Source organism: Thermodesulfovibrio hydrogeniphilus (assembly GCF_054657355.1).
Genome location: NZ_BAAHYW010000001.1, coordinates 484,210 through 506,423 on the forward strand (window position 1 = coordinate 484,210; position 22,214 = coordinate 506,423).

Below are 22,214 nucleotides of genomic sequence, written 5' to 3' on the forward strand. Positions count from 1 at the left end.
AGTAGTCTGGTTAGGAGTTTCTTCATAATTTTATTAATTTTATAGCTTTTTGAAGTTTATTTCTCACTTTTGAAATAAACGAAGGTTTTATAGAATTAAAAAAATCTTCAAGCGCTTTTCTTGCTCTTATATTTTCTACTATAGTCTTTGTGAAATTAGGCTTATATTCTTTTATTAAATCCACATTATAAACATTGGTGGCTGCTTTACAATGTGTTCCTTCTTCATCAAATCCTATATTTAGTACATAGCTCTCTTTTGGGTGTAGTGAGAGACCTCCTTGTAAGTAAACGCTTGCATACCAAAAAATTGCCCAAGTATTTATTTTCCCTTTTTTATTTTTAACAATTTGATCGAAGTAGTTATACGCTCCATTAAGATTGAAATCCTTGATCATATTTTTATTAAACTGTTTTATATAAAAGTCGGCATCCTTTTTAAAATATTTCCAAGCTCTAGCCCATGTAGCCCATCCCCAGCAGGTTGTTGGTTTTATGAAGAAAGTATCATCTAAACCTTCTGTCTTAATCGGATAAATATATCCTGATATATGCATAACCTTCTCCTCATCCTGATACATCTCCAAAGCTTCATTCATAAACCGCAAAAAATATGGACTCGTCGCCAAATCATCTTCAAGCACTATGATTTTTCCATACTGATTTACTATAGTTGTTACTCCATCTATAATATTACTGGCAAGTCCTAAGTTTTTATCTCGCTCAATAATGGTAACCTTCTTAAATCCATCGATAGTTTTTATGTATTCCCTTACCTCCTTAACTTTTTCTAGGTCTTTTTCAGCTTTCGCACCATCAGAGAATATAAAAAGCTCGCTCTCTTTTGCCATCTCATTTTTTTTAAGCGCCTCCACTGTCTGCTGTGTATGCCAGGGGCGGTTGTAGACAAATAAAACGATAGGTGCTGGGGTCATGGGGTCTCCTCGTACATTAAACTTAAAGCACGCTGCACTACGAATCTGTGGGAATCGATTCTTATATTATGTAATAGGAGTAAGGCTCTATTTTCTTTGTCTTTGTTAGGAAGATTAACTAAATATTTAGCAACTGATTTTACATTATTTAATATTTTTCTACTTATTGGATATATCCCTAAAGACAACTCATAATATTTATAATAATAGTTGTTAAAAAGTTTCACAGATAATTCATTATTTTGTTTTATATATTCATATTCGTTGATTAATATATCACACAAATCATTCAAACTAAAATTAACATGATTTTCATCCGTGAGACATACCTTGCCATCAATTTTTTTGTGGTAAATGATTTGATAATCTATTTCCATATTCTTACTCAAGCTTAAAATTACACTATAACTATCATCACTTTTATTTTGAAAGCCACACGTGTCAAAATAAAAATTACCAAGGCTATAAAATATCAAACTATTACCGTATCTTTCGTAGCCTTGTGGAACATGCGGATGGTGTCCAATAATAACATCCACACCAAGGTCACATAATCTTTTGTACCTATCTCTCCATTCTTTTATCGGTATTTCAATATCTTCAACGCCTGCATGAGCTATTAAAATCACAAAGTCACACTGAGATTTTAGTTTTATTACATTATCATCAAGTAAGCTGTGAAAGAGCCAAGCATAACCGCCCCTTTCCTTCTTTTCGTATAAACAACCAAATTGGTTTTCACAACCAGCTAAAAAGCCAATCTTAATACCATTTTTTTCGATTATTTTAGGCTTATAAGCCTCCTCAAAAGTTATACCAGCTCCTATAAAATCAATATTGTTCTTTTCTAATTCTTTAATTGTTTCAACTAATCCTTTTTGTCCATAGTCATAGATATGGTTGTTGGCTAAAGAAGCCATATTGAAACCAACATCTTTAAGATATTGAACAGATTTTTTTGACTGAAATACATAAGGTCCAGCTTTTTTAATTGGTTTCATATCTTGATGAAGTATAGGTGCTTCAAAATTACAAATAGCAATATCCGAATTTTGAATAATTTTAATTAATTTATTATCGACAAAATCCTGCTTTGCCTTGAAATTAACTACATCACCGCAAGCGAAAAGTTTAACACTCATATTTTAAACCCTTCTCGATTGCTTTGATGACATAGTATTCGTATAGAGCTTTCAAAAACTCATTTTTAAAACCAAGTCTTCTTAACACTCCACCAACTTTTGGTATATATAAAAGTTGATTTTTGATATCTTCAAACCTGCTAAGATTTGAAAGCAATTTGTTTATCTCTTCTATCCTTTTTTTTTTGAGATGTATCTTTGCATACGTTCTACATCGAGAGATTCAAAAGAAGTTTTTTTTGCTATCTCATAATCAAGCTTATTACTTTTGACACACTTTAGACCCATATCTTCAAGTCCAAGCCCCACACTTTTGAAAAAATCCCGTTCCCATTTTCTATTTTTTCTTTGTTCTTCTGGAAGGCTTAAAGTAGACTTTACAATCTCAAAATTCAAAAAAGGCGTCCAAACAGGAATTCCAAAGTACTCAGGAATCTGAGTTAAATAGGAAATAAGTATTATTTTCAATCTAATAGTAAAGACCGTCTTCAATCTATCATCTTCTAATGCCTTTTTATATTTTTCATAAAAAGACATTTTTAAAGTAGGAAAGTAAGAAATTTCCAGATGCCTCAAATCAAGTTGAATCCCATGTGTATATCCAAGGTTAACTAAATCCTCAGCACATTTTATCGGCTTATGTCTAATACTACCTGCCCATGCGTCACCCACAATTCCACTTAACAAAGTAGGATTTTGAAAATAATGCTTTTGTAAAATTTTTGAATAGAATTCAATATGATACATTCCATGAAGGTGTGTAGATATACCATATATTGAAAACCATTCCTTAATATATCTATGAAATTCACTTAATTCTATCTGTTCCCACTTTGTATTAAGAATTTCAGATATTTTTTTTGCATAGACAACTTCATAGCTTTTGCTTTGGTCAGCACTTATTCCATAAGTAAAACTTCTAATCCTACTTTTGTCGCTAATTAAGTAATTTAACATTCTACTATCAAAGCCGCCGGAAGTTGGTATAATTATTTCACCATTTATTTTCTGCTCTATGTTGTTAATATAATAGCGAACTTTTTCTATAACTTCAGTAGGTGTAGTTTTTTTATCAAAAATTCCTTCTTGAAGTATAGGATCCTCTTTGTATTCTACGGTGATACCCTCTTTTGTAATTATAAGTTTTGAATAGAACCTTAAAAACTTAACTTCCTCAAAAATTGTTTGCTCAAATACGCTATAACCAAATTGGCAGAAGTTTACTAAACCTTCATTATGAAATTTTTTCTCTTTGATACAAAAGTTTGGAAGAGTGGAAACTATCGAGTATTTAGGATTATAAAAAATTGGAATTGACCCCAACCAATCATTTTCTATAATTATCTTATCTTTTACCAGGGTGATGAGAACATTTCTATCAAAAAGACTATCATGCAAGGGATAAGAGAGAGAGTATTTATCAGATATTTTATAATTTATGATATCCCCTATTCCCCATAAATAGACAAAATAATCAGCATGCCTAAATTCAACTAAATTCAAACCTTTTTTAAAAAAATCAATATCTACGCTTACTTTTTGTTTAGTGATTAAAAAACCAACAATTTTAGTCATTGGTAAAACCTCCGCAAATCTTATGGATTTTTTGCTTTAAATATCGAAAAGACGAGTAGAGAAATATGGCTCTCGTAAGCATGTAAAATCTTACTCTCGTAGCTCTAAATAATAATGTTGCAAAATAAGAAGCAATCGCTTGGGCTATTAAAGTGGCAATTGCAGCTCCCAAGATGGCATTTGTTTTGATTAGAAAATAGTTCAAAATGATATTAGTAATCATACCAATGAGTAAATAGTAATTTGTATATTTTTGGAGATTTTCTGCTAAAATCCACTTCCCACCTGCCACTCCCAAACTCACAAATATCCCTGCCCAAATGTGTATCATCAAAACATCCCCCGCCTGATTGTATTGCTGACCATAAAGTAAATTCACCACCCACTCCGATAAAAATGTCATAGGAAGTGCAATAGCTATAGCTATCCATACCATTAAATCATAGAGTCTCTGTAGTCTTGCATAGTAAAGTTCTTCACTTTGCTTCTTGGCATTAATGATAGCTGGAAAAAGTGAAGAGGATACAACCATGGGAACAAAATACCATGCCTCACTAATTCTTACCGCCGCCGCATACTGTCCCACTGCTTCAGCATTTAACATTTCTTTTATCATTACTTGATCGATACGCATATAAATCATAATAACAAGTCCACTCAAAATCAAAGGCCAGCTGTCTTTTAGAAGTTGTCTTGCAACTTTAATGTTAAATGTTGAATGTTGAATGTTGAATGTTGGATTGTAAATTTTGAATGATGAATGTTTGATGTTGAATTAACGACTTCTGGTGGTAATAATAGAAATAAAGGTAGCCTAAGGCAAGGATGAATGAATCAAAGGCATAGGCTATGGCAAAATAGATTAATGGTGAATGGGTAAGGATTAAAACCACTTTAACTAAAGACGAAATTAAAAGTGTTGTACCATTTGCAAGAGATATGTATTTTCCTAATACTTTTGCCTGAAAGTAGAAATCTATCACATTAAATGCCTGAAAGATAGTACCTAAGGCAATGATGAAAATAAGTGTTTTAGTGTAGCTGTCTAAAGAGGTGAAGTTGACAGCAATTGCAATAAATCCAAGCATTGCAATGGCTCCTGCTGCTTTAAGCCAGAAAGCTGTGCCTATAAACTCATCTTTTTTGCTTTCATCTTTTACTATTTCTCTCACAACAATCCCATCCAAACCCAAAGTTGCAATGGCTGTAAATAACCCTACAAAGCTTTGTGCATAGCTAAGTAACCCAAACTGCTCTGGTCCCAAATACCTTGCCACCCATACGCCCACAAACAAACTTACAATCATCCGCAAGATTTTTTCTCCCATAAGCCAGGATGTGTTTTTGAAGTAACGGAGGAAACCGGAATGGCTAAATAAATGTTGAATGTTGAATGTTGAATTGAATTTTTATTTTGCATTGTTTTTTCTATTGTTGTTTTGGCTTGTTTTAATAATGGAAATTAAAATCTTTTGAATTTCCTCGATATCAGAAAGAAGTTCATTACCCATCTTATCATGATTATTTAAATACCCAGTCTCTATTAATAAGTTAAGCCAATACTTAGTTTCCATTGCCTCCTTACTTGCTATGGACATTTTGGCTATAAAATCTTTCTTACTTTGGGCATTCTGTGCTTCGTTTATATTAGCACCAATAGAAGTACCGCTCTTTAAAAGTTGTTTTGATAATACAAACTCCTTCCTTTCTTCCATTAAAAATCTACAGATATTAACAACTTTAACTGCAAACTTAAAAGCTCTCTCTAAAATTATATTATCTTTATTGGCTCTCATACCTAACAATTCCATCTATCATTAAACATTAATCATTCACCATTAAACATTAAACATTCAAAATTCATAATTCGTAATTCATAATTCATCATTCAAAATTCAAAATTTTACAACCACTTCTTCAATACCTTGCTGTAATCCAATCTTATGCCTCCAACCCAAAGCATGCAATTTTGAGACATCAAGGAGTTTTCGTGGTGTGCCATCGGGCTTTGATGGGTCAAACTCAATATTGCCTTTAAACCCAATAATTTCTTTTATCAGATACGCAAGCTCCCTTATTGTAATATCCTTGCCTGTGCCAATATTTACAAAGTAATCAGGGCTAATCTCTTTCATCTTATCGGCATCTACATTTTTCATAAGATACACCGCTGCATCAGCGAGGTCGTCTACATGAAGGAATTCACGGTATACATTACCTGTGCCCCAAAGTACGACGGTTACAGGTGAGACGTGAGATGTAAAACGTGAGGGTGCATGTTCAATGTTCAATGTTGAATGTTCAATGTTTAATGAGGAATGGTGGATTCCGATTTGTTTGAGTGTGTTTAAAATTGAAGTTTCGTCGGAAAAGTCAATTTTATCATCAAGACCAAAGCCGATGGGGTAGGATTTTAGATTATGGATGATGGATGTGAGATTACCGTCTTCCAGTTGTTTGGCAAGATAAAATTTTCTGATCAGGGCTGGGAGAACATGTGATGTCTCAAAATTGAAGTTGTCGTTTGGTCCATAAAGGTTTGTTGGCATAACTGAAATAAAATTCGTTCCGTATTGTTCGTTATAGTATCTAACAAGTTTTATAGCTGCAATTTTTGCTATGGCATAAGGCTCGTTAGTGGGCTCAAGTTCTCCTGTGAGAAGATACTCCTCCTTCATAGGTTGAGGAGCAAATTTGGGATATATGCAGGATGAGCCTAAGTTTAATAGCTTTTTTACCCCATATTTGTATGCGGCATGTATTATATTTGAAGCTATCATTATGTTGTCGTATATAAATTCTGCCTTGTAGGTGTTATTGGCAAGAATTCCACCAACCTTAGCTGCTGCAAGGAAGACATATTCGGGCTGTATCTTTTCATAGAAATTGAAAATCTCTTTTTGATTGGTGCAGTCAAGCTGAATGAGAGTTATGCTTTGTTCTTTAGGCATTCTGGTGTGGTATGTGCCAATTATGTTTTTATAGCCTCCCTGAAAAAGCCTTCTTACTAAGGCACTACCCACAAGCCCGCTTGCACCGAATACGACAATTTTTGAGTTTTTGTCAATCATTTTCGTTGTTTTGGTATTTTAATTGTTATCAAAAATCTGTTTTTCTATGTTTTAGAGTCAGTCTTTGCTACGGTATTGTTATAATTTATCATTTTTAGAAAATGGATCATTTGCAATTTATCTCTTTTTTTCTATGTTAGAGACTGCTTCGAGCCATAGAGGCTCTCGCAGTGACATATTGACGTCCTATTGGGAGACTGCTTCGCACCTTCGGTGCTCGCAGTGACAAGAAAGTCGAGGCTCTCGCAGTGACTCATATGACAGTCATTGCGAGCGTATCGAAGCAATCTCGTATTTCGTTATACATATCGAGTTCCTCACAGACTGCTTCGCCTCATTGAGAGGCTCGCAGTGACGTGTTGAGTGGTCATTGCGAGGAGCGCAAGCGACGAAACAATCTCATAAAATACTTTCATACAAATCCTTCCACTCAGGATTCATAGACTCAACCAGCTCTACCTTTTTTCTTCTACTGCCGCCCTTTATCTGTTTCTCCCTCTCTATTGCAGATTCTATGCTTTCATGAATCTCATAGTAAACTAGTTTTGTTACATTGTATTTTTTCGTGAACCCGTCAACAAGTTTGTTTTTATGCTCGTATACTCTTTTCACTAAGTCTGATGTCACTCCCGTGTATAGTACTCTGTTAGTTTTATTTGTAAGTATGTAAACATAGCCTTTTTTTGTCACCTACTTGCCTTTCTTCTCAGAGACTGCTTCGAGCCGTCGAGGCTCTCGCAGTGACCATTAAGTTGTCATTGCGAGGAGCGATAGCGACGAAGCAATCTCGAAATTCCCTGCAAATTTAACTTACCATATATTACTAATCGTTTTTTCTTCTGTTTGTAATAAACCAATCATAAATAAGCACAATGAATATTGATCCAAAAATTGCTCCTCCAAAGGCTACCGCTATAATCATACCCATTCTTGGCCATCTTGGGAACTGCGGCATCTGAGGTGGATCAGTAATCAAAATCAGTTTTACATTTTTGTCTTTTATTTCAAACTGCTTAAGAAGCCTTTCATTTGCTTCATCCACTATTGCAAAAGCAAGTTTGTATGCAAGCTCTCTGTCTTCATGTTCAATCGTGAGATTATATGCTAATGAGATTTTTTTGTCGGGCTTTATGTTTATATCTGGATTTTTTAATGTTTTGCCAGCTATTTTATTTAAAGCTTGTCTGTGAACATCTCTACTGGCTAAATTTGCCACCATGCTTGATGTATATATGCTAATATCCACTTCTCCATGAATAAGTTTAAATTCTGCTCTTTCTTTTAACTGGGAAAGATAGATATTCATAAATTCTTTGTTATTCGGCATTACAGTCATTTCTACTTTGTATTTAGGTGGTAGAAGGCTTAAAACAATATATGCAGTTATGCAAGACACTAAAGTAAAAATAAGAATAAACCACTTATATTTTGCAATTTTCCTTAAAAGCTTATAAAGATCAATTTCATCTGCTACTGTTTCTCTTGCATCCATTTGTTGCTCCTTTCTCTTTTTTTCCAATGCTCCGCCCTCTCAGTCACATCTCGTGGCTGAGCGGGCAAAGATATTGAAAATATTTAATTTTTTAAACTCTACAAAATAAAATCTATACAGCCTCTACAAAAGAGGCATCAATTTTAAGTGCTGCACCCTGCTGTATTACATCAACTGAAAGCACAAGCAAGTAACCTTCCCTTTTCTCAATCAATACTCCTATAACTCCCTCCTCTAAAGGACCTTTCTTTACTCTTACTCTCAAACCTTCCTTTAGATACGGATAAAGGTCTATTTGCTCTTTGCTTTCTATTGCTTTCTTTAAATTTAATATCTGCTCATCAGGTATTGGCTCTGGAGCCCCATTTTTTAAGGATACAAATTTCACAACCCCAGGAGTACGAAGAATTTTAACTTTATCTTCATATGTAATTGATGTCCGCACAAAGAGATAACACGAAAATAATGGAAAAGTCACTTTCTTTTTTCTGTCACTCCAGCGTTGAGTCCTCTCAACAGTGGGCAAAAATGTTTCAATGTTCATAAGGTCTAATCTGTTCCTTACTTTAAATTCGTGCCTTGCTTTTGTGTAAAGGGCATACCAGTTTTTATCTATGCTCTCTTGCATTTTTATTTCTCTTCCATCAATACTAAGGCTTCATCAAGCTTGAGCTTTTCTCTGAATTTTTCTTTTTCATCTTCAGTAAGCACAAGAGGACGAATTTTTCGATTTATAAGTTTTTCAACCTTTTCAATTACTTTATCCAGATACTGCTTGTCTACCTCTCCAACTAAAACAATATCTATGATTCCTGTGTCTTTTCCTTTCGCATAGTCACCAATCACATAAGCAGCCTTTATGTTTCCAAGCCTTTGAATTATCTGCTCTGCTATTATATCTATTCCTGTGTATTTTCTTACAATTGAGTGAATCTCAGGAAAAATCGGATGCTTTTCATTGGCTTTGTAAAGGATTCTGTTTCCATTTGCCTTTTTCTCTAAATAGCCTGACTCTGAAAGTCTGTCAAGCTCAATCCTTATGGCATTTGTTGATTCATTAAACTCTGCAGCAAGCTCCCTCAAGTAGCTGTAGGTAGATGGATTTAAAAAAAATCTAAGAAGAAGCCTCATCCTTGTCTTAGATGTAATTATTGCATCAAGCATATGTATAAAAATTGTATAATAAAATTACTCATTTTTGTCAAATAATGATTTAATTCTGAAATGTAATGATCAAAATTTTGTCATAGCCATTTAGTATTTAAGTTTTTTTATTCTTTGTAAATAGTAAACTGCTGAGTGGTTTTCTATGATTAATCTCATGCTTTGTATGATGAGTATGTGGTCTTTATTTCACAATCCTTAAACATACATCATATACATAGTTTGCCCATGTCATAGCTTGTTTTGCATCCTCTTCCGTGTATTCTTCAGTAGGGATAAAATCTATATCACCATAAAAGGCAAGCTCTCTTTCTTTTCTCAGACTTTTTGAGATATGAATTATTTTTTCTAACTCTTGGTCGTTTATTTCAGGAAATCTACTTCTGTATTCAGCAACAAATTTGCTAACATAATGATATTTTGGTGGTTCAATGCCTGCAAATCTTAAAATTCCATTCAGACAGAGCTCAAAAATTTCTTGAGATTCTCTTACTACATCAGAGTATCTTGTTCGTTATAGAGAACTTCAATAGCTTTTAATCTCTTCTGTGCCTTAAAAATATAACTTCTTGCAAGGTCTGAATTGGTCATATCTTGAATACTTCACCTGGTTTGTAATCGGGTTTTAAATCCCAATACCATGAATTGCCCAGCCATATCCTTCTTGCACCAAGTCTGTTGAGACGTTTCCTAAGGTCTTCAAGGAAGTTTTTAAAAAATTCATTCTTGTCATAAAGAATTTTTGCATCATCTATCATATCAAGAAAAAGCGGGCTACCACTTTTTACCTCATCAGGAGTTTTTATTAAAGGGCTAAATTCAGTGTATATACCACGAGTCTCAGCCTCGCTGAGAAATGGCTCAAGCATTTTTTCAATTTCTCTAAACTCTTCTATACGTGCAAACCTTCCCTTTGGCAAGTTTTTCACCACTAAAAGCAGGTCTATATCAGAGTCAAACCTTTGAGTTCCCCTGCCAACTGAGCCATAGACCACAACTGAAACAAGCCGCTCACCATAATAGTTTTTTAGGATTTTGAGTGTTTCTTCAAGTATTTTTTTAAAGCTTTTATGTAATACTGACTTTTCCATGCACCTTTTTGCCACTTATAATAACTTAATCTACAAATGGCAAAAATGGCAAGCATAATTTTTTATCGCCAAAAATGGCGATAAAAATCTAAAAATTACTAAAACCTTTTGAAAAGGAAGGAAAGACGAGATTGCTTCGGGTGCTGACGCACCCTCGCAATGACGAAAAAGATAAGTATTCGCAATGACGAAAAAGAGAAGTATTCGCAATGACGATGATGGTAGTCATCGTATGATAAATATATGGACACTAAACAGGGATAAGTTAAAATAAAAGGAAGAAAGAAGGTGGGCAAGGACGATTTGTCATAGGTCTTAAAGACCGTTCGCAATGTTGTCCACCACCTTCTCCCTTCCCTTAAGCCTGAACGGAACATTAGGCTCAGACAGCCTGAATGAGTTCCCACGATGATAGGATAAGGGAAGAAAAACAAAAAAATCAAATGGAGGAAGAGAAATGACAAAAGAGAAGTTCATAGTTGGAGTAGATGTGGCAAAGGATACCATAGCAGTAACAATTAGGGAAAGAGGTAAAGGTAAAAGAGCTTCTTTCAATCTAAAGAATCATGCAGAGCAGTTGCATAAGGCTTTGAAAAAGTAGCTACCTGACTGCTGTAAAGAGGATATACTGGTTGTTATGGAACATACAGGAGTTTATCATTTAAAATTAGCCCATGCCTTATATGAGCAAGGGTATAAGGTAGCAATTTTGAATCCGCTGCAGACAAAGAAACTTGCGGATGCAAAGTTTAATAGAGCGAAGACAGACAAAATAGACTCTGCAGTGATAGCTGAGTGTGTGGAGATTTGCGAAGAGATAAGATTATTTAAACCAATGGATGAACCCCAGCGGAAGATTAAGATACTATTAACTTGCCTTGCGAAGATTCAGAAACATCTTAATTGTTTAAAGAATCAAAGAGAAGCATTAAGATATGAACCGATAATGGTAGATACAGTAATAGAAAATTTTAACGAGCTCATAAAAAATGCAGAGGAAACAATACAGAAGATGGAGAAGGAATTGGAAGAATTGGCGGTAGGCCAGTTATGAGAAACAGATAAAGTTAGCGGAGAGTGTGCCTGGAGTTGGCAAGAGGACAGCATGCATAGCAGTATCAATGCTTGGATGTTTTGAAAATTTTGACAGAGTAAAGGCAGTAGGCAGTTATATAGGGATAAGCCCGAGAGTATATGAATCGGGCAAGAGTGTAAAGAAAAAGGGGAGGATACAGAAGAAGGGGAGTGCATATATAAGGAAGATATTGTATATGGCAGCGATGTCAGCGATGAGATATAATAAGGCATGCAAAGCATTGTATGAGAGGATGATACAAAGGGGCAAGAGCAAGATGCAGGCATTGATAGCAGTAGCCCATAAACTAATAAGGCAGGTATATGGAGTTTTAAAAAGTGGGATACCATACAATGAAGAAATTGCAATGAATGGAAAAAAATACTTGACAAATTAACACGGAACATTGCGAGCCTCACCGAAGGTGAGGCGTGGCAATCTCAAGATGATCTTGAATAGAGTTGTCTATCTTCACTTTTAGTTATTTGCAATGTTCAGTTTGTCAATAGAATTTTTACTTTTTTTTTACTTTTAAGTTACAATTAACTTATGAATGGTCAGCAAAAGGGTTCGTTAAAAACATTATTAATATGGTTGATTATTGGTGTAAGTATCATTGCTCTTTTTAATCTCTTTAGCGTGTCTCCTAAAAACGAAAAGGAAATAATTTTTTCAGAGTTTCTTCTTAAATTGCAAAGTGGACAGGTTGAAGAGGTTCAAATAAAGGATAGTTCAATTACAGGCAAGTTCAAGGACGGAGGGCTATTTAAAACTTATTATTTAAACTATCCTGACTTAATAAAAGATCTCACTTCACAGGGAGTCAAAATATCAGTAAAACCACCGGAACAGACACCATGGTATGTAAATTTTCTCATCTCGTGGGGACCTGTAATTTTTCTTGTCTTTTTGTGGATCATGTTCATGAAACAAATGCAAGCAGGAAGTTCTCGTGCAATGTCCTTTGGTAAAGCAAAGGCTAAAATGATTTCTAACAAGGGCATTAAAGTTACATTCTCTGATGTGGCTGGTATAGATGAGGTAAAGGAAGAGGTAAAAGAAGTTGTTGATTTTCTTACAAATCCTCAAAAATACATAAAGCTGGGAGCTAAAATTCCGAAAGGAATTCTTCTCGTTGGTCCACCCGGCACAGGAAAAACACTGCTTGCAAAAGCAATAGCTGGTGAGGCAGGAGTTCCGTTCTTTTCAATATCGGGCTCTGATTTTGTTGAAATGTTTGTTGGTGTTGGTGCAAGCAGGGTAAGGGACCTATTTGATCAAGCTAAGAAAAACGCACCATGCATAGTTTTTATAGATGAGATAGATGCTGTAGGCAGACAGCGTGGTGCTGGACTTGGTGGTGGACATGATGAAAGAGAGCAGACACTGAACCAGCTACTTGTTGAGATGGATGGATTTGAAAGCAATGAAGGAATAATAGTTCTTGCAGCTACAAACAGACCTGATGTGCTTGATCCTGCTCTTCTGAGACCCGGTAGATTTGACCGACAGATAGTGGTTCCTTTACCAGATGTGAAAGGAAGACTTGAAATACTTAAAGTCCACACTAAAAAAATTCCTCTATCTCCTGATGTTGACCTTGAAAAAATTGCAAGAGGAACTCCCGGTTTTTCCGGAGCAGACTTAGCCAATTTGGTTAATGAATCTGCATTAATTGCAGCAAGACAAAATAAAGAATTTGTAAGCATGAGCGACTTTGAAGCAGCAAAGGATAAAGTATTAATGGGCATTGAACGAAAAAGCATGGTTTTAAGCGAAGAGGAAAGAAGAATTACTGCTTATCATGAAGCAGGGCATGCATTGGTTGCAAAGCTTACTCCCCATACAGACCCTATTCATAAAGTAAGCATTATTCCAAGAGGTAGGGCACTTGGTGTTACACAGCAGCTTCCTCTTGATGATAGATACACTTATTCAAAGGAATACCTTTATGGCACAATAAAAGTGCTTCTTGGTGGAAGGGCAGCAGAGGAGATTGCTTTAGGAACAATGACCACCGGAGCAGGAAATGATCTTGAGAGAGCTACAGAGCTTTCAAGAAAAATGGTTACTGATTGGGGAATGAGCGAAAGAATGGGACCCCTTACATTTGGGAAACGAGAGGAACATGTATTTTTAGGACGAGAGATTGCAAAACACAGAGATTACTCAGATAAAACAGCTGAAGAGATTGACGAAGAAACCAAAAGAATAGTTACTGAAGCATACGATGAGACTAAAAAATTACTTGAGGAAAACAGAGAACTACTGGATGCTATTGCCAATGCACTTCTTGAGAGAGAAACTCTTGAAGCTGATGAAATAGAAAAAATCGTATCTGAAATCAAAAAGGCTGCATGAAGCTCAAATTTCACGATTTTGAGTTTGACTTTCTCAAAAAAACCTACATAATGGGCATCGTCAATGTTACCCCAGACTCCTTCTTTGACGGCGGCAGATATTTCAATGTTGAACAGGCTGTTGAGAGAGGAATTAGGCTCGCAGAAGAAGGAGCTGATATTCTTGATATTGGCGGAGAATCCACAAGACCGGGCTCAGAGCCTGTAAGTGTTGATGAGGAATTAAAAAGGGTTCTTCCAGTTATTGAAAAACTTTCAAAAAAAGTTAATATTCCTATATCAATTGACACATACAAGGCACAAGTTGCAGAAGAGGCAATAAAGGCTGGAGCTACAATTATCAATGATATAAGCGGTCTAAGATTTGACCCTGATATGGCTCGTATTGCTGCAAAATATGATGTTCCTGTTGTAATCATGCACATAAAAGGAGCACCAAAGGATATGCAAAAAAATCCCCATTATGTCGCCCTTATTCCTGAAATAATAGAATACCTGAGGGAGTCAATTATTATTGCCAAAAATTCAGGCTTAGATGAAAACAAAATCATAATTGACCCCGGAATAGGCTTTGGAAAAACTCCTGAACACAATCTTGAGATTATTAAAAATCTTAAGGATTTCACTCTTCTTGAAAAACCTATTCTGATTGGTCCATCAAGAAAAAGCTTTATAGGAAAAGTTTTAGATGAACCTTCACCTGAAAATCGCCTTGAAGGAACAGCATCTGCAGTAGCAATATCTGTTTTTAATGGCGCAAACATTATAAGAGTGCATGATGTTGCTTATATGGTTAAAATTGTAAAAATGGCAGATGCTATAAAATTTGGAAGGTGCTGATTACATTTTTTCCGGAGCTTTAACTCCAAGCATTCTCAATCCATGCTTTAATACAAGCATAACAGCCCAACAAATACAAAGCCTCATTTGGCTTAAATCTTCATCTTCTGATATAACTCTGTGTTTGTGATAATAACTGTGGAACATTGAAGCAAGCTCTTGAAGATAGAATGTTATTCTGTGAGGCTCTCTGAATTGTACAGAAAGCTCAAAAATCATCGGATAAAGAAGAACTTTCTTAATAAGCCTTATCTCATCTTCATTGAAAAGTTCTGTTTTAATTTTTTCACTATCCACTATCCACCGCTCACTATTTCCATTAATACCAGCTTTTTCAAAAATGCTGTTTATCCTTGCATGGGCGTACTGAACATAAAAAACAGGGTTTTCCTGCGACTGTTTTTTGGCTACCTCTACATCAAACTCAAGATGGCTGTCATGCCTGCGGGTAAGAAATATAAATCTTGTTGTATCTACTCCTATCTCATCCATCAGCTCCCTGAGCGTTACAAAAGTGCCTGCTCTTTTTGACATCTGGAAAGGCTTCCCCTCTTTAAGAAGATTTACCATCTGCACAAGAAGAATTTGAATTTTTGAAGGCTCAAGTCCTAAAGCCTCTGCTGCAGCCTTTACCCTTGATATATATCCATGATGGTCAGCTCCCCAAATATTTATGAGTTCATCAAAGCCTCTTTCAATTTTGTTTTTATGATATGCAATATCAGAGGCAAAATATGTGAATGTGCCATCGCTTTTTACAACAACTCTGTCTTTATCATCTCCAAAGGCTGTAGAGCGAAACCATAAAGCTCCGTCTTTTTCGTAAATATAGCCCTTTGCTTTAAGAGTAAGAATAGCTCTTTGGACTTCACCTGTATGATAAAGCTTTTTCTCACTTACCCATTTATCAAAGGCAACTGCGAAATCTTCAAGGTCTTTTCTTATTTCCTGAAGCATTCTTTGATATGAATACTCCGTTATTACATCTCCAACCTCATCAAATTCCTTGTCCTTGAAAGAATCTCCAAACCTCTCTTTTATCTCCTGAGCAAGCTCATTTATATAGTCTCCTTTGTAACAATACTCAGTCAGCTCAATTTCTTTGCCAAAAAGCCTTTGATAGGCAATATAAACACTTAACCCCAAAAGTTCAACCTGTCTTCCTGCATCGTTTATGTAATATTCTGTCCAAACATTATAGCCTGCTTCTTTAAGTATGTTTGCAAGGGCTGAACCAATAGCAGCACCTCTTCCATGCCCAAGATGAAGTGGTCCTGTAGGATTTGCACTTACATATTCAATTTGAATTTTTCTGCCCTTTCCTATATCATGGACGAAAAATTTTTCACCCTTTTGAAAAAGCTCTTTGAGGGCTTTAAAAAGAAAATCTTTTTTAAATCTAAAATTTATAAAACCTGCTCCTGCAACTGATAAATCCTCAAACTCGTTCTTTTCAATAGCACTAACTATATCATTTGCTATTTCTCTTGGAGGCTTTTTAAGAATCTTTGCAAGCTCCATTGCAATAGGAGAGCTAAGGTCTCCAAAGGCTTCATTCTTTGGTACCTCAACCTCAATCTCTGAAACCTCTGGATAGCCAAGTTTTTTTAGTGCCTTTGAAATTTTTTCTTTTACAATTTTGTGCATAGAATTTAAATATAGCTTATGAAAAGAATTAAAGTCAAACTAAACTGTCGCACCACTGACGGGCATTTTGAAATAATTTAAGCCAAGGAGAGGCTTTCAGTTTTTTCCAATTCTCTGGAGTCCAAGGCAGTTGCCAAAGCTGAAAACATCTCTCTGGATGAGGCATCATTGCGAGATGTCTTCCATCCTCTGTGCAAAGAGCAGTAATACCAATAGGTGAGCCATTTGGATTAAAAGGATAAGTCTCTGTAATGTTTCCATCATCATCTACATAACGCATTGGAGCAAGTTCTTTTTGAATAACTTTTTTCATAATTTTCTCATCAGGGAAGAAAAATCTTCCCTCTCCATGAGCAATCCATATACCTAATACTGAGCCTTCCATTCCTTTAAGCATGATTGATGGCGAAGGAAGAATCTTTACAGTTGCCCAACGGGATTCAAATCTTCCAGATTTATTCCAAAGAAGGCGAGGTTGTCTTTCATCTTCAATTCCATACCAAGGAACCCATCCAAGAAGTGCCATAAGCTGACAACCATTGCAAACTCCAAGACTAAAGGTGTCTTTTCTCAGATAAAAATCTTCAAACTCATTTTTCAAATGCGAGAATTTTATATTTGCAGCCCATCCCTTTGCAGAACCAAGAACGTCTGCATAACTAAATCCTCCAACAAAAGCCACTCCTTTAAACTCCTTGAGAGTTATTTTTTCATCAATTAAATCCTGCATGCAGACATCCCAAGGCTCAAATCCTGCAAGATAAAATGCTGCAGCCATTTCTCTGTCGCCATTACTTCCTTCCTCCCGAATAATTGCAACACGAGGTTTTGAATTTCTTTTTAGTATTACTGAGGGAGTTTTCTCAGGAGTAAATGTTAAATGATATTTTGGACCTAACCTTGAATAAATTACTTTCTTTTCCTCATCGACGCATTCAGGATTTGCTTGAAGTCTGTCAAGCCTGTAACTTGTCTCCTCCCACAAATCCCTTAGTTTAAACATATCTTCTTCAAAGACAATATTGCCTTTACTTAGGATAATGACTTTATCATCTTTTAAAGTATGAGCAACTTCATAAAAGGGTATTTCATTTTCTGAAAGAATGGTTGCAACCTTTTTCAATTTTTTGCTGTCAATCTCAATTAAAAGGCCGGGCTCTTCAGAGAAAAGTTCTTCAATTTCGGAATAGTTGGAATCTCTCTTTTTGATAAGAAGTCCACAAACTCCTGAAAAAGCCATTTCAAGTAGTGCAGTAATCACTCCTCCATCTGAGACATCGTGTCCTGAAAGAATCAAATTTTTATCAATAAGAGACTGCACAATCCTGAAAGTTTTCTTTAGAAGCTCTGGCTCCTCCATATCTGGACAATCACTGCCAAGCTTACCAAAACACTGAGCAAGTGCAGTACCACCAAGTCTTCTTTTTCCTTTTGACAAATCAATATGTATAATTACAGACTCACCGGGCTTTTTTATATCAGGTGTGATTACTTTAGTAATATCAGGGCATGGAGCATAGGCTGAAATGACAAGCGTTCCCGGTGACTTTACAATCTCCACAGAGTCTCTATCTACCACTTTTGCAGCCATTGAAAGGGAGTCTTTTCCTCCATCAATTGCAATTCCAAGCTTAATCATTAAATCAGACATTGCTTGAGCAGCCCTGTAAAGTCTAACACCTTCGCCTGGAAGCTTTGCAGCCCACATCCAGTTGGCAGAACATTTTATGTCTTCAATATCTGTTATCCTTGCCCAGACTATGTTTGTAAGAGCCTCAGCAACAGAAAGCCTTGCCATAGCCTCTGGATTAATTAATCCTTTAATAGGTTGCTCACCTATTGCATGGGCAATTCCAGTTTTATCAAAATAACTCTGTGCAACAACACAAACATCTGAAACAGTAAGCTGAACTGCTCCGCAACACTGCTGTCTTACAATAAGACCTGTTACTGAACGGTCAACTTTATTTGTAAGAAAACGTTTTGAACCAACTGAAAGAAGTCTTAAAACTCTATTTAAAGCCTCATTTATTGTTGTGTCAATTCTAAGAGGTTCAAGTTTCCTTTCAATTGTTTGAAGCTTAAACTCCTTTTTAGGTATCTCTCCAAGAACATCCTTTAAATGATAATCAACAACAATCTGCTCTTCTTTGCTATCATAAACAATCAATCTTCCATCACCAGTTATCTCTCCGATTACTGACCATGGAAGTCTCTCACGCTCACAGAGGGATGCAAAAATTTTTGCATGCTGTTTTTTTATCAAGAGGGCATCATTTTCCTGATACTCAGCGCCCCATATTTCAAGCACAGAGAGAGTTTCATCTCCAAGAATAACTTTTCTTATATCAATCCTTGCTCCTTCTGGATAAACGAGTTCCTTAACAACATTGCAATTTCCACCTGCACCTTGGTCATGGATGCTTACAATTGGATTTTTCTTTCCAAGCTCAACACATGCCCGCACAACCCTGTTAAGCTTATTTTCCATCTCTGCATCACCACGTTGAACAGCATTGAAATCAAGCTCTTCAGCAAGTTCTCCAGAAATAACAGAAGAGGCTGAGCCTCCTCCAATTCCAATTCTGTAGGCAGGTCCACCAATTTTAACAACATACATGCCTTTTTCTGGCTCATCCTTTTCTGTATGCGCATCAAGGATTTCGCCAACTCCACCAGTAAACATTATTGGCTTTATCCACTCAATTCTCTCTCCATCGGAGAGTCTCATGCCAAAGGAACGGGTAAATCCTAAAATTACAGGCTCACCAAATTTGTTTCCATAATCCGATGCTCCATTGCTTGCCTCTATCTCAATCTGAAGAGGAGTGGCAAGATTACGAGGATATTTGAATGTTTTATCCTCCCATGGAAGTTCATAGGCAGGGATATGAAGATTTCCAACGCAGTATGCAGCTGTTCCTGCTATTGGGATCGCGCCTTTTCCAGTAGCGTGAACATCTCTTATTCTTCCGCCTGTGCCTGTCTCTGCTCCCGGAAATGGCGCAACTCCTGTTGGAAAATTGTGAGTTTCAGCTGTAAATATTGGATGATAAAGCCCTTTTTCTATTTTGAATCTGCAAGGCAGTCCGGGTTTTTCAGGTTTTAAATATGAGATTTTTGCTCCATAAATTGCACTTGAGTTGTCTTTGAAAGCAATGACTGAATTTCTGGGATTTCTCCTCAAAGGCTCTTTTACAATATCAAAAAGAGTTTTTTGAGCAGGCTTTCCATCTATTGTTAAGATACCTCTGAAAAACCAATGACGAGAGTGCTCGCTGTTTGATTGGGCAAGGTCAAAGCATTCTACATCCGTTGGATTTCTTTTAAATTTTTCCCTGAAAAGCTCAAGATAAAAATCTATATCCCAGTCATCCCATCCAAGCCCAAGCTCTTGATTTATTCTTTCAAGGGCAGTCCTTCCTTCTTCAAGAACGGGCACAATTCTTAAAGGCTTTGGAGTTATTCCGTGAGAAAAATCTTTTAAAGGTTCAGGATATGGACACTCTGTCATTCTGTCGTGAACGAGCTCTAAAAAGGCATTAGCTTTGAAATCTTCAATTTTTGGTATTATTTTATATCTACGAGAACGCTCAATGCGTTTGACTTTTTTCAGTCCGATATTTTGGCATATTGAAACAGCACATGTTGACCAAGCTGTTGAAAAGTTAAGACGAGGACCTACTTCAAATATAATCCCGTTGTCTGGCTTAAGGAAAGTTTCTGAGGAAAAGTTTTCGGTCTCAAAACTTTCAGTAAAAAGCCATTTAAGAATTTTTATCTCATGCTCTGTAAAAGGTTCTTCAGTAAGAATGTTATAACAAATTTCAGTTTCTATTTCTTGAATTTTATTTGATACAGAGCTTTTAACCCTTTCAAGGAGTTCCTTATTCTTGTATTCGGATAAAGCACCTTTTTTATAAAATCTGAAAATCACGCTCTTTTTTCCTTTATTATCAATTTTCCTTCTGCCTCAGCAATTATATTGCCCTCAGAGTTTTTTAAAATTGCAAAGGCTTCAATTAATTTTGATTTTACATGATTTGCATTGGCTTCAACAACAATTTTTTCTTCAGGTGCAAGGGGTCTTTTAAATCTTATTTTTAACTCAGCAGTGACTGTATTGTATCCCAATGAATTTCCTGCATAAACACAGGCTTCATCAAGTAAAGCAGAGATTATTCCACCATGAATAATTCCGCTCCAGCCCTGATACTCTTTTGAAAGAACAAGCTCTGCTGAGGCTTTTCCATTGCCATACTGAAAGACTGCCTTTAATCCCTTTGGATTAAGCTTGCCACAGACAAAACAGTAATCCTCAGTTTTCATCATTTGTTCATCATCTCAAGGAAGTCTTTGTTTGACTTTGTTCCTTTAAGTTTGCTGAGCAAAAACTCCATAGCTTCAATTGGGCTAAGGGTGCTTAATACTTTTCTGAGTATCCACACTTTATTTAACACATCAGGTGGCACAAGAAGTTCTTCTTTTCTCGTACCAGATGCGGCAATGTCAATGCTTGGGAAAATTCTCTTATCCGCAAGTTTTCTGTCAAGATGGACTTCCATGTTTCCAGTTCCCTTAAATTCCTCAAAGATTACATCATCCATTCTGCTACCTGTCTCCACAAGAGCTGTAGCTATGATCGTAAGGGAGCCTCCCTCTTCAATATTCCTTGCGGTGCCAAAAAATCTCTTTGGCTTTTGCAATGCAGTTGCCTCAAGTCCACCTGAAAGCACCTTTCCTGATGCAGGAGTAATGGCATTATAAGCCCTGGCGAGCCTTGTGAGACTATCAAGCAATATAACCACATCAATCTTTTCTTCAACAAGTCTTTTTGCCCTCTCAATGACCATCTCCGATACCTGACAATGTCTCTGGGCTGGCTCATCAAAGGTGGAGCTTATTATGTCAGCATCTGTAACCTGTCGCTTCCAGTCTGTTACTTCCTCAGGCCTTTCATCTATTAACAAAATAATTAGATATATTTCAGGATGATTCTTCTTAATTGCCTTGGCAATTGACTGAAGCAACATGGTTTTACCTGTTCTTGGTGCGGCAACTATAAGTCCTCTCTGACCTTTACCAACAGGTGTCAATAAATCCATAACCCTTGTAGAATAATCCGAAGGATTATACTCAAGATTAATCTTTTCAGTTGGATAATAGGGAGTTAAATTATCAAAAAGAGGCCTTGTGAGAATATCTTCAACCTGCTTTCCATTAACTGCCTCAACCTTAAGCAGAGCAAAGTATTTTTCATTTTCCTTTGGCGGTCTTATCTGCCCTGTGACAAGGTCTCCTGTCCTTAAACCAAATTTTCTTATCTGCGAAGGAGAAACATAAATATCATCGGGACTTGGCAGATAACTATAATCTGGGCTTCTTAAAAAGCCAAAGCCTTCTGGTAATATTTCAAGAACTCCTGAACCATAAACAGTCCCTATTTTTTCAATCTGAGCCTGAAGAATGGCAAAAATCAACTCCTGCCTTTTCATTGAAGTAGGATTTTCAATATTTAAATCCTGTGCCATTTCAAGAAGTTCAGGGATTTTCTTTTGTTTGAGCTCGGAAATAGAAACGCGCATATTATTGTTGTTTTCCATACAATTGTACCTCAAAAATAGGATTTTTAAAAAATATAATTTCTGATATATTTACTGGTGGAATTTTTTTCACTTTTTATTAAACTGGATATATCAATTTCCCAAAAATGTTCTTAGCAACCCTTCAGGAGGGTAAACATTGACTAATTTAAGATTACAAAATTTGCACAATTTTGTCAATGCCTTACTCCGTTTTTTTATAAAAAATCGCTAAATACTT

The 22,214-nt window shown here is 36.0% G+C and carries 23 protein-coding genes; 5 read left to right on the forward strand and 18 right to left on the reverse strand.

Features of this window, described 5'->3' with window-relative positions; translation table 11 throughout:
* Positions 1-22: 22 nt before the first annotated feature.
* From ACYQ3P_RS02500 to ACYQ3P_RS02565, 14 genes are all read right to left on the reverse strand, one after another.
* A complete protein-coding gene (locus tag ACYQ3P_RS02500) occupies positions 23-934 on the reverse strand; it encodes a glycosyltransferase (RefSeq protein ID WP_460176381.1) in 912 nt (303 codons plus the stop codon).
* On the reverse strand, positions 931-2,076 hold the full coding sequence (locus tag ACYQ3P_RS02505) for a CapA family protein (protein WP_460176382.1): 1,146 nt from the start codon (positions 2,074-2,076) through the stop codon (positions 931-933). Before ACYQ3P_RS02505 ends, ACYQ3P_RS02500 begins: the two co-directional genes overlap by 4 nt.
* The gene (locus tag ACYQ3P_RS02510) at positions 2,066-2,233 is read right to left on the reverse strand and encodes a hypothetical protein (protein WP_460176383.1); all 168 of its coding nucleotides are present in this window, start codon (positions 2,231-2,233) and stop codon (positions 2,066-2,068) included. Before ACYQ3P_RS02510 ends, ACYQ3P_RS02505 begins: the two co-directional genes overlap by 11 nt.
* Positions 2,234-2,247: 14 nt before the next feature.
* Positions 2,248-3,651 carry an asparagine synthase-related protein gene (locus ACYQ3P_RS02515; protein WP_460176384.1) on the reverse strand — a complete coding sequence of 468 codons (1,404 nt, stop codon included), beginning with the start codon at positions 3,649-3,651 and terminating at the stop codon, positions 2,248-2,250.
* A complete protein-coding gene (locus ACYQ3P_RS02520; protein ID WP_460176385.1) occupies positions 3,644-4,318 on the reverse strand; it encodes a flippase in 675 nt (224 codons plus the stop codon). Before ACYQ3P_RS02520 ends, ACYQ3P_RS02515 begins: the two co-directional genes overlap by 8 nt.
* A 40-nt stretch (positions 4,319-4,358) precedes the next feature.
* Positions 4,359-4,979: an oligosaccharide flippase family protein gene (locus ACYQ3P_RS02525; RefSeq protein ID WP_460176386.1), complete on the reverse strand. Its 621-nt coding sequence runs from the start codon at positions 4,977-4,979 to the stop codon at positions 4,359-4,361.
* A gap of 81 nt (positions 4,980-5,060) precedes the next feature.
* Entirely contained in the window at positions 5,061-5,462 is a 402-nt protein-coding gene (locus ACYQ3P_RS02530; protein ID WP_460176387.1) for a four helix bundle protein, read from the reverse strand.
* Positions 5,463-5,546: 84 nt separating this feature from the next.
* Positions 5,547-6,719 (reverse strand): GDP-L-fucose synthase family protein, encoded by a 1,173-nt coding sequence (locus ACYQ3P_RS02535; RefSeq protein WP_460178033.1) that lies wholly within the window; start codon positions 6,717-6,719, stop codon positions 5,547-5,549.
* Between the two features lie 402 nt (positions 6,720-7,121).
* Positions 7,122-7,412, reverse strand: a complete 291-nt coding sequence (locus tag ACYQ3P_RS02540) for a GIY-YIG nuclease family protein (protein WP_460176388.1) — start codon at positions 7,410-7,412, stop codon at positions 7,122-7,124.
* A 133-nt stretch (positions 7,413-7,545) separates the two neighbouring features.
* Complete coding sequence (locus tag ACYQ3P_RS02545; RefSeq protein WP_460176389.1) at positions 7,546-8,214, reverse strand: Wzz/FepE/Etk N-terminal domain-containing protein; 669 nt, start codon at positions 8,212-8,214, stop codon at positions 7,546-7,548.
* 112 nt (positions 8,215-8,326) lie between these two features.
* Positions 8,327-8,842, reverse strand: coding sequence for a UpxY family transcription antiterminator (locus ACYQ3P_RS02550; protein ID WP_460176390.1), 516 nt, complete (start codon positions 8,840-8,842; stop codon positions 8,327-8,329).
* A gap of 2 nt (positions 8,843-8,844) precedes the next feature.
* A complete protein-coding gene (locus tag ACYQ3P_RS02555; protein WP_460176391.1) occupies positions 8,845-9,378 on the reverse strand; it encodes an ArsR family transcriptional regulator in 534 nt (177 codons plus the stop codon).
* Between the two features lie 184 nt (positions 9,379-9,562).
* Positions 9,563-9,853, reverse strand: a complete 291-nt coding sequence (locus ACYQ3P_RS02560; RefSeq protein WP_460178034.1) for a HEPN domain-containing protein — start codon at positions 9,851-9,853, stop codon at positions 9,563-9,565.
* A gap of 112 nt (positions 9,854-9,965) precedes the next feature.
* Complete coding sequence (locus ACYQ3P_RS02565; protein ID WP_460176392.1) at positions 9,966-10,469, reverse strand: nucleotidyltransferase domain-containing protein; 504 nt, start codon at positions 10,467-10,469, stop codon at positions 9,966-9,968.
* 457 nt (positions 10,470-10,926) lie between these two features.
* Here ACYQ3P_RS02565 and ACYQ3P_RS02570 point away from each other — a divergent pair, with 457 nt between their 5' ends.
* The 5 genes from ACYQ3P_RS02570 (at position 10,927) to folP (ending at position 14,744) form a co-directional block, all read left to right on the forward strand.
* Entirely contained in the window at positions 10,927-11,070 is a 144-nt protein-coding gene (locus tag ACYQ3P_RS02570; RefSeq protein WP_460176393.1) for a hypothetical protein, read from the forward strand.
* 27 nt (positions 11,071-11,097) lie between these two features.
* Positions 11,098-11,523, forward strand: coding sequence for an IS110 family transposase (locus ACYQ3P_RS02575; protein WP_460178035.1), 426 nt, complete (start codon positions 11,098-11,100; stop codon positions 11,521-11,523).
* A 25-nt stretch (positions 11,524-11,548) separates the two neighbouring features.
* Positions 11,549-11,941, forward strand: a complete 393-nt coding sequence (locus tag ACYQ3P_RS02580; protein ID WP_460176154.1) for a transposase — start codon at positions 11,549-11,551, stop codon at positions 11,939-11,941.
* A gap of 152 nt (positions 11,942-12,093) precedes the next feature.
* Positions 12,094-13,905, forward strand: a complete 1,812-nt coding sequence (gene ftsH, locus ACYQ3P_RS02585) for an ATP-dependent zinc metalloprotease FtsH (protein WP_460176394.1) — start codon at positions 12,094-12,096, stop codon at positions 13,903-13,905.
* A complete protein-coding gene (folP, locus tag ACYQ3P_RS02590) occupies positions 13,902-14,744 on the forward strand; it encodes a dihydropteroate synthase (protein WP_460176395.1) in 843 nt (280 codons plus the stop codon). The genes ftsH and folP overlap by 4 nt, the downstream gene beginning before the upstream one ends.
* On the opposite strand, the gene argS is transcribed toward folP, so the two are convergent.
* The 4 genes from argS to rho are packed head-to-tail and all read right to left on the reverse strand — an operon-like array spanning position 14,745 to position 21,994.
* Entirely contained in the window at positions 14,745-16,391 is a 1,647-nt protein-coding gene (gene argS, locus ACYQ3P_RS02595; RefSeq protein WP_460176396.1) for an arginine--tRNA ligase, read from the reverse strand.
* A gap of 34 nt (positions 16,392-16,425) precedes the next feature.
* A complete protein-coding gene (purL, locus tag ACYQ3P_RS02600) occupies positions 16,426-20,328 on the reverse strand; it encodes a phosphoribosylformylglycinamidine synthase (RefSeq protein WP_460176397.1) in 3,903 nt (1,300 codons plus the stop codon).
* Positions 20,325-20,723, reverse strand: coding sequence for a PaaI family thioesterase (locus ACYQ3P_RS02605; RefSeq protein WP_460176398.1), 399 nt, complete (start codon positions 20,721-20,723; stop codon positions 20,325-20,327). Before ACYQ3P_RS02605 ends, purL begins: the two co-directional genes overlap by 4 nt.
* Positions 20,720-21,994 carry a transcription termination factor Rho gene (gene rho, locus ACYQ3P_RS02610; RefSeq protein ID WP_460176399.1) on the reverse strand — a complete coding sequence of 425 codons (1,275 nt, stop codon included), beginning with the start codon at positions 21,992-21,994 and terminating at the stop codon, positions 20,720-20,722. Before rho ends, ACYQ3P_RS02605 begins: the two co-directional genes overlap by 4 nt.
* Positions 21,995-22,214 lie beyond the last annotated feature (220 nt).

Excerpts from the sequence above, each read along its gene's own strand:
- ACYQ3P_RS02550 (WP_460176390.1), bottom strand. The coding sequence starts at position 8,842 with ATGCAAGAGAGCATAGATAAAAACTGGTATGCCCTTTACACAAAAGCA.
- ACYQ3P_RS02565 (WP_460176392.1), bottom strand. The coding sequence starts at position 10,469 with ATGGAAAAGTCAGTATTACATAAAAGCTTTAAAAAAATACTTGAAGAA.
- folP (WP_460176395.1), top strand. The coding sequence starts at position 13,902 with ATGAAGCTCAAATTTCACGATTTTGAGTTTGACTTTCTCAAAAAAACC.
- argS (WP_460176396.1), bottom strand. The coding sequence starts at position 16,391 with ATGCACAAAATTGTAAAAGAAAAAATTTCAAAGGCACTAAAAAAACTT.
- ACYQ3P_RS02530 (WP_460176387.1), bottom strand. The coding sequence starts at position 5,462 with ATGGAATTGTTAGGTATGAGAGCCAATAAAGATAATATAATTTTAGAG.
- ACYQ3P_RS02505 (WP_460176382.1), bottom strand. The coding sequence starts at position 2,076 with ATGAGTGTTAAACTTTTCGCTTGCGGTGATGTAGTTAATTTCAAGGCA.
- rho (WP_460176399.1), bottom strand. The coding sequence starts at position 21,994 with ATGGAAAACAACAATAATATGCGCGTTTCTATTTCCGAGCTCAAACAA.
- ACYQ3P_RS02570 (WP_460176393.1), top strand. The coding sequence starts at position 10,927 with ATGACAAAAGAGAAGTTCATAGTTGGAGTAGATGTGGCAAAGGATACC.
- ACYQ3P_RS02500 (WP_460176381.1), bottom strand. The coding sequence starts at position 934 with ATGACCCCAGCACCTATCGTTTTATTTGTCTACAACCGCCCCTGGCAT.
- ACYQ3P_RS02605 (WP_460176398.1), bottom strand. The coding sequence starts at position 20,723 with ATGATGAAAACTGAGGATTACTGTTTTGTCTGTGGCAAGCTTAATCCA.
- ACYQ3P_RS02515 (WP_460176384.1), bottom strand. The coding sequence starts at position 3,651 with ATGACTAAAATTGTTGGTTTTTTAATCACTAAACAAAAAGTAAGCGTA.
- ACYQ3P_RS02525 (WP_460176386.1), bottom strand. The coding sequence starts at position 4,979 with ATGGGAGAAAAAATCTTGCGGATGATTGTAAGTTTGTTTGTGGGCGTA.
- ACYQ3P_RS02555 (WP_460176391.1), bottom strand. The coding sequence starts at position 9,378 with ATGCTTGATGCAATAATTACATCTAAGACAAGGATGAGGCTTCTTCTT.
- ACYQ3P_RS02545 (WP_460176389.1), bottom strand. The coding sequence starts at position 8,214 with ATGGATGCAAGAGAAACAGTAGCAGATGAAATTGATCTTTATAAGCTT.
- ftsH (WP_460176394.1), top strand. The coding sequence starts at position 12,094 with ATGAATGGTCAGCAAAAGGGTTCGTTAAAAACATTATTAATATGGTTG.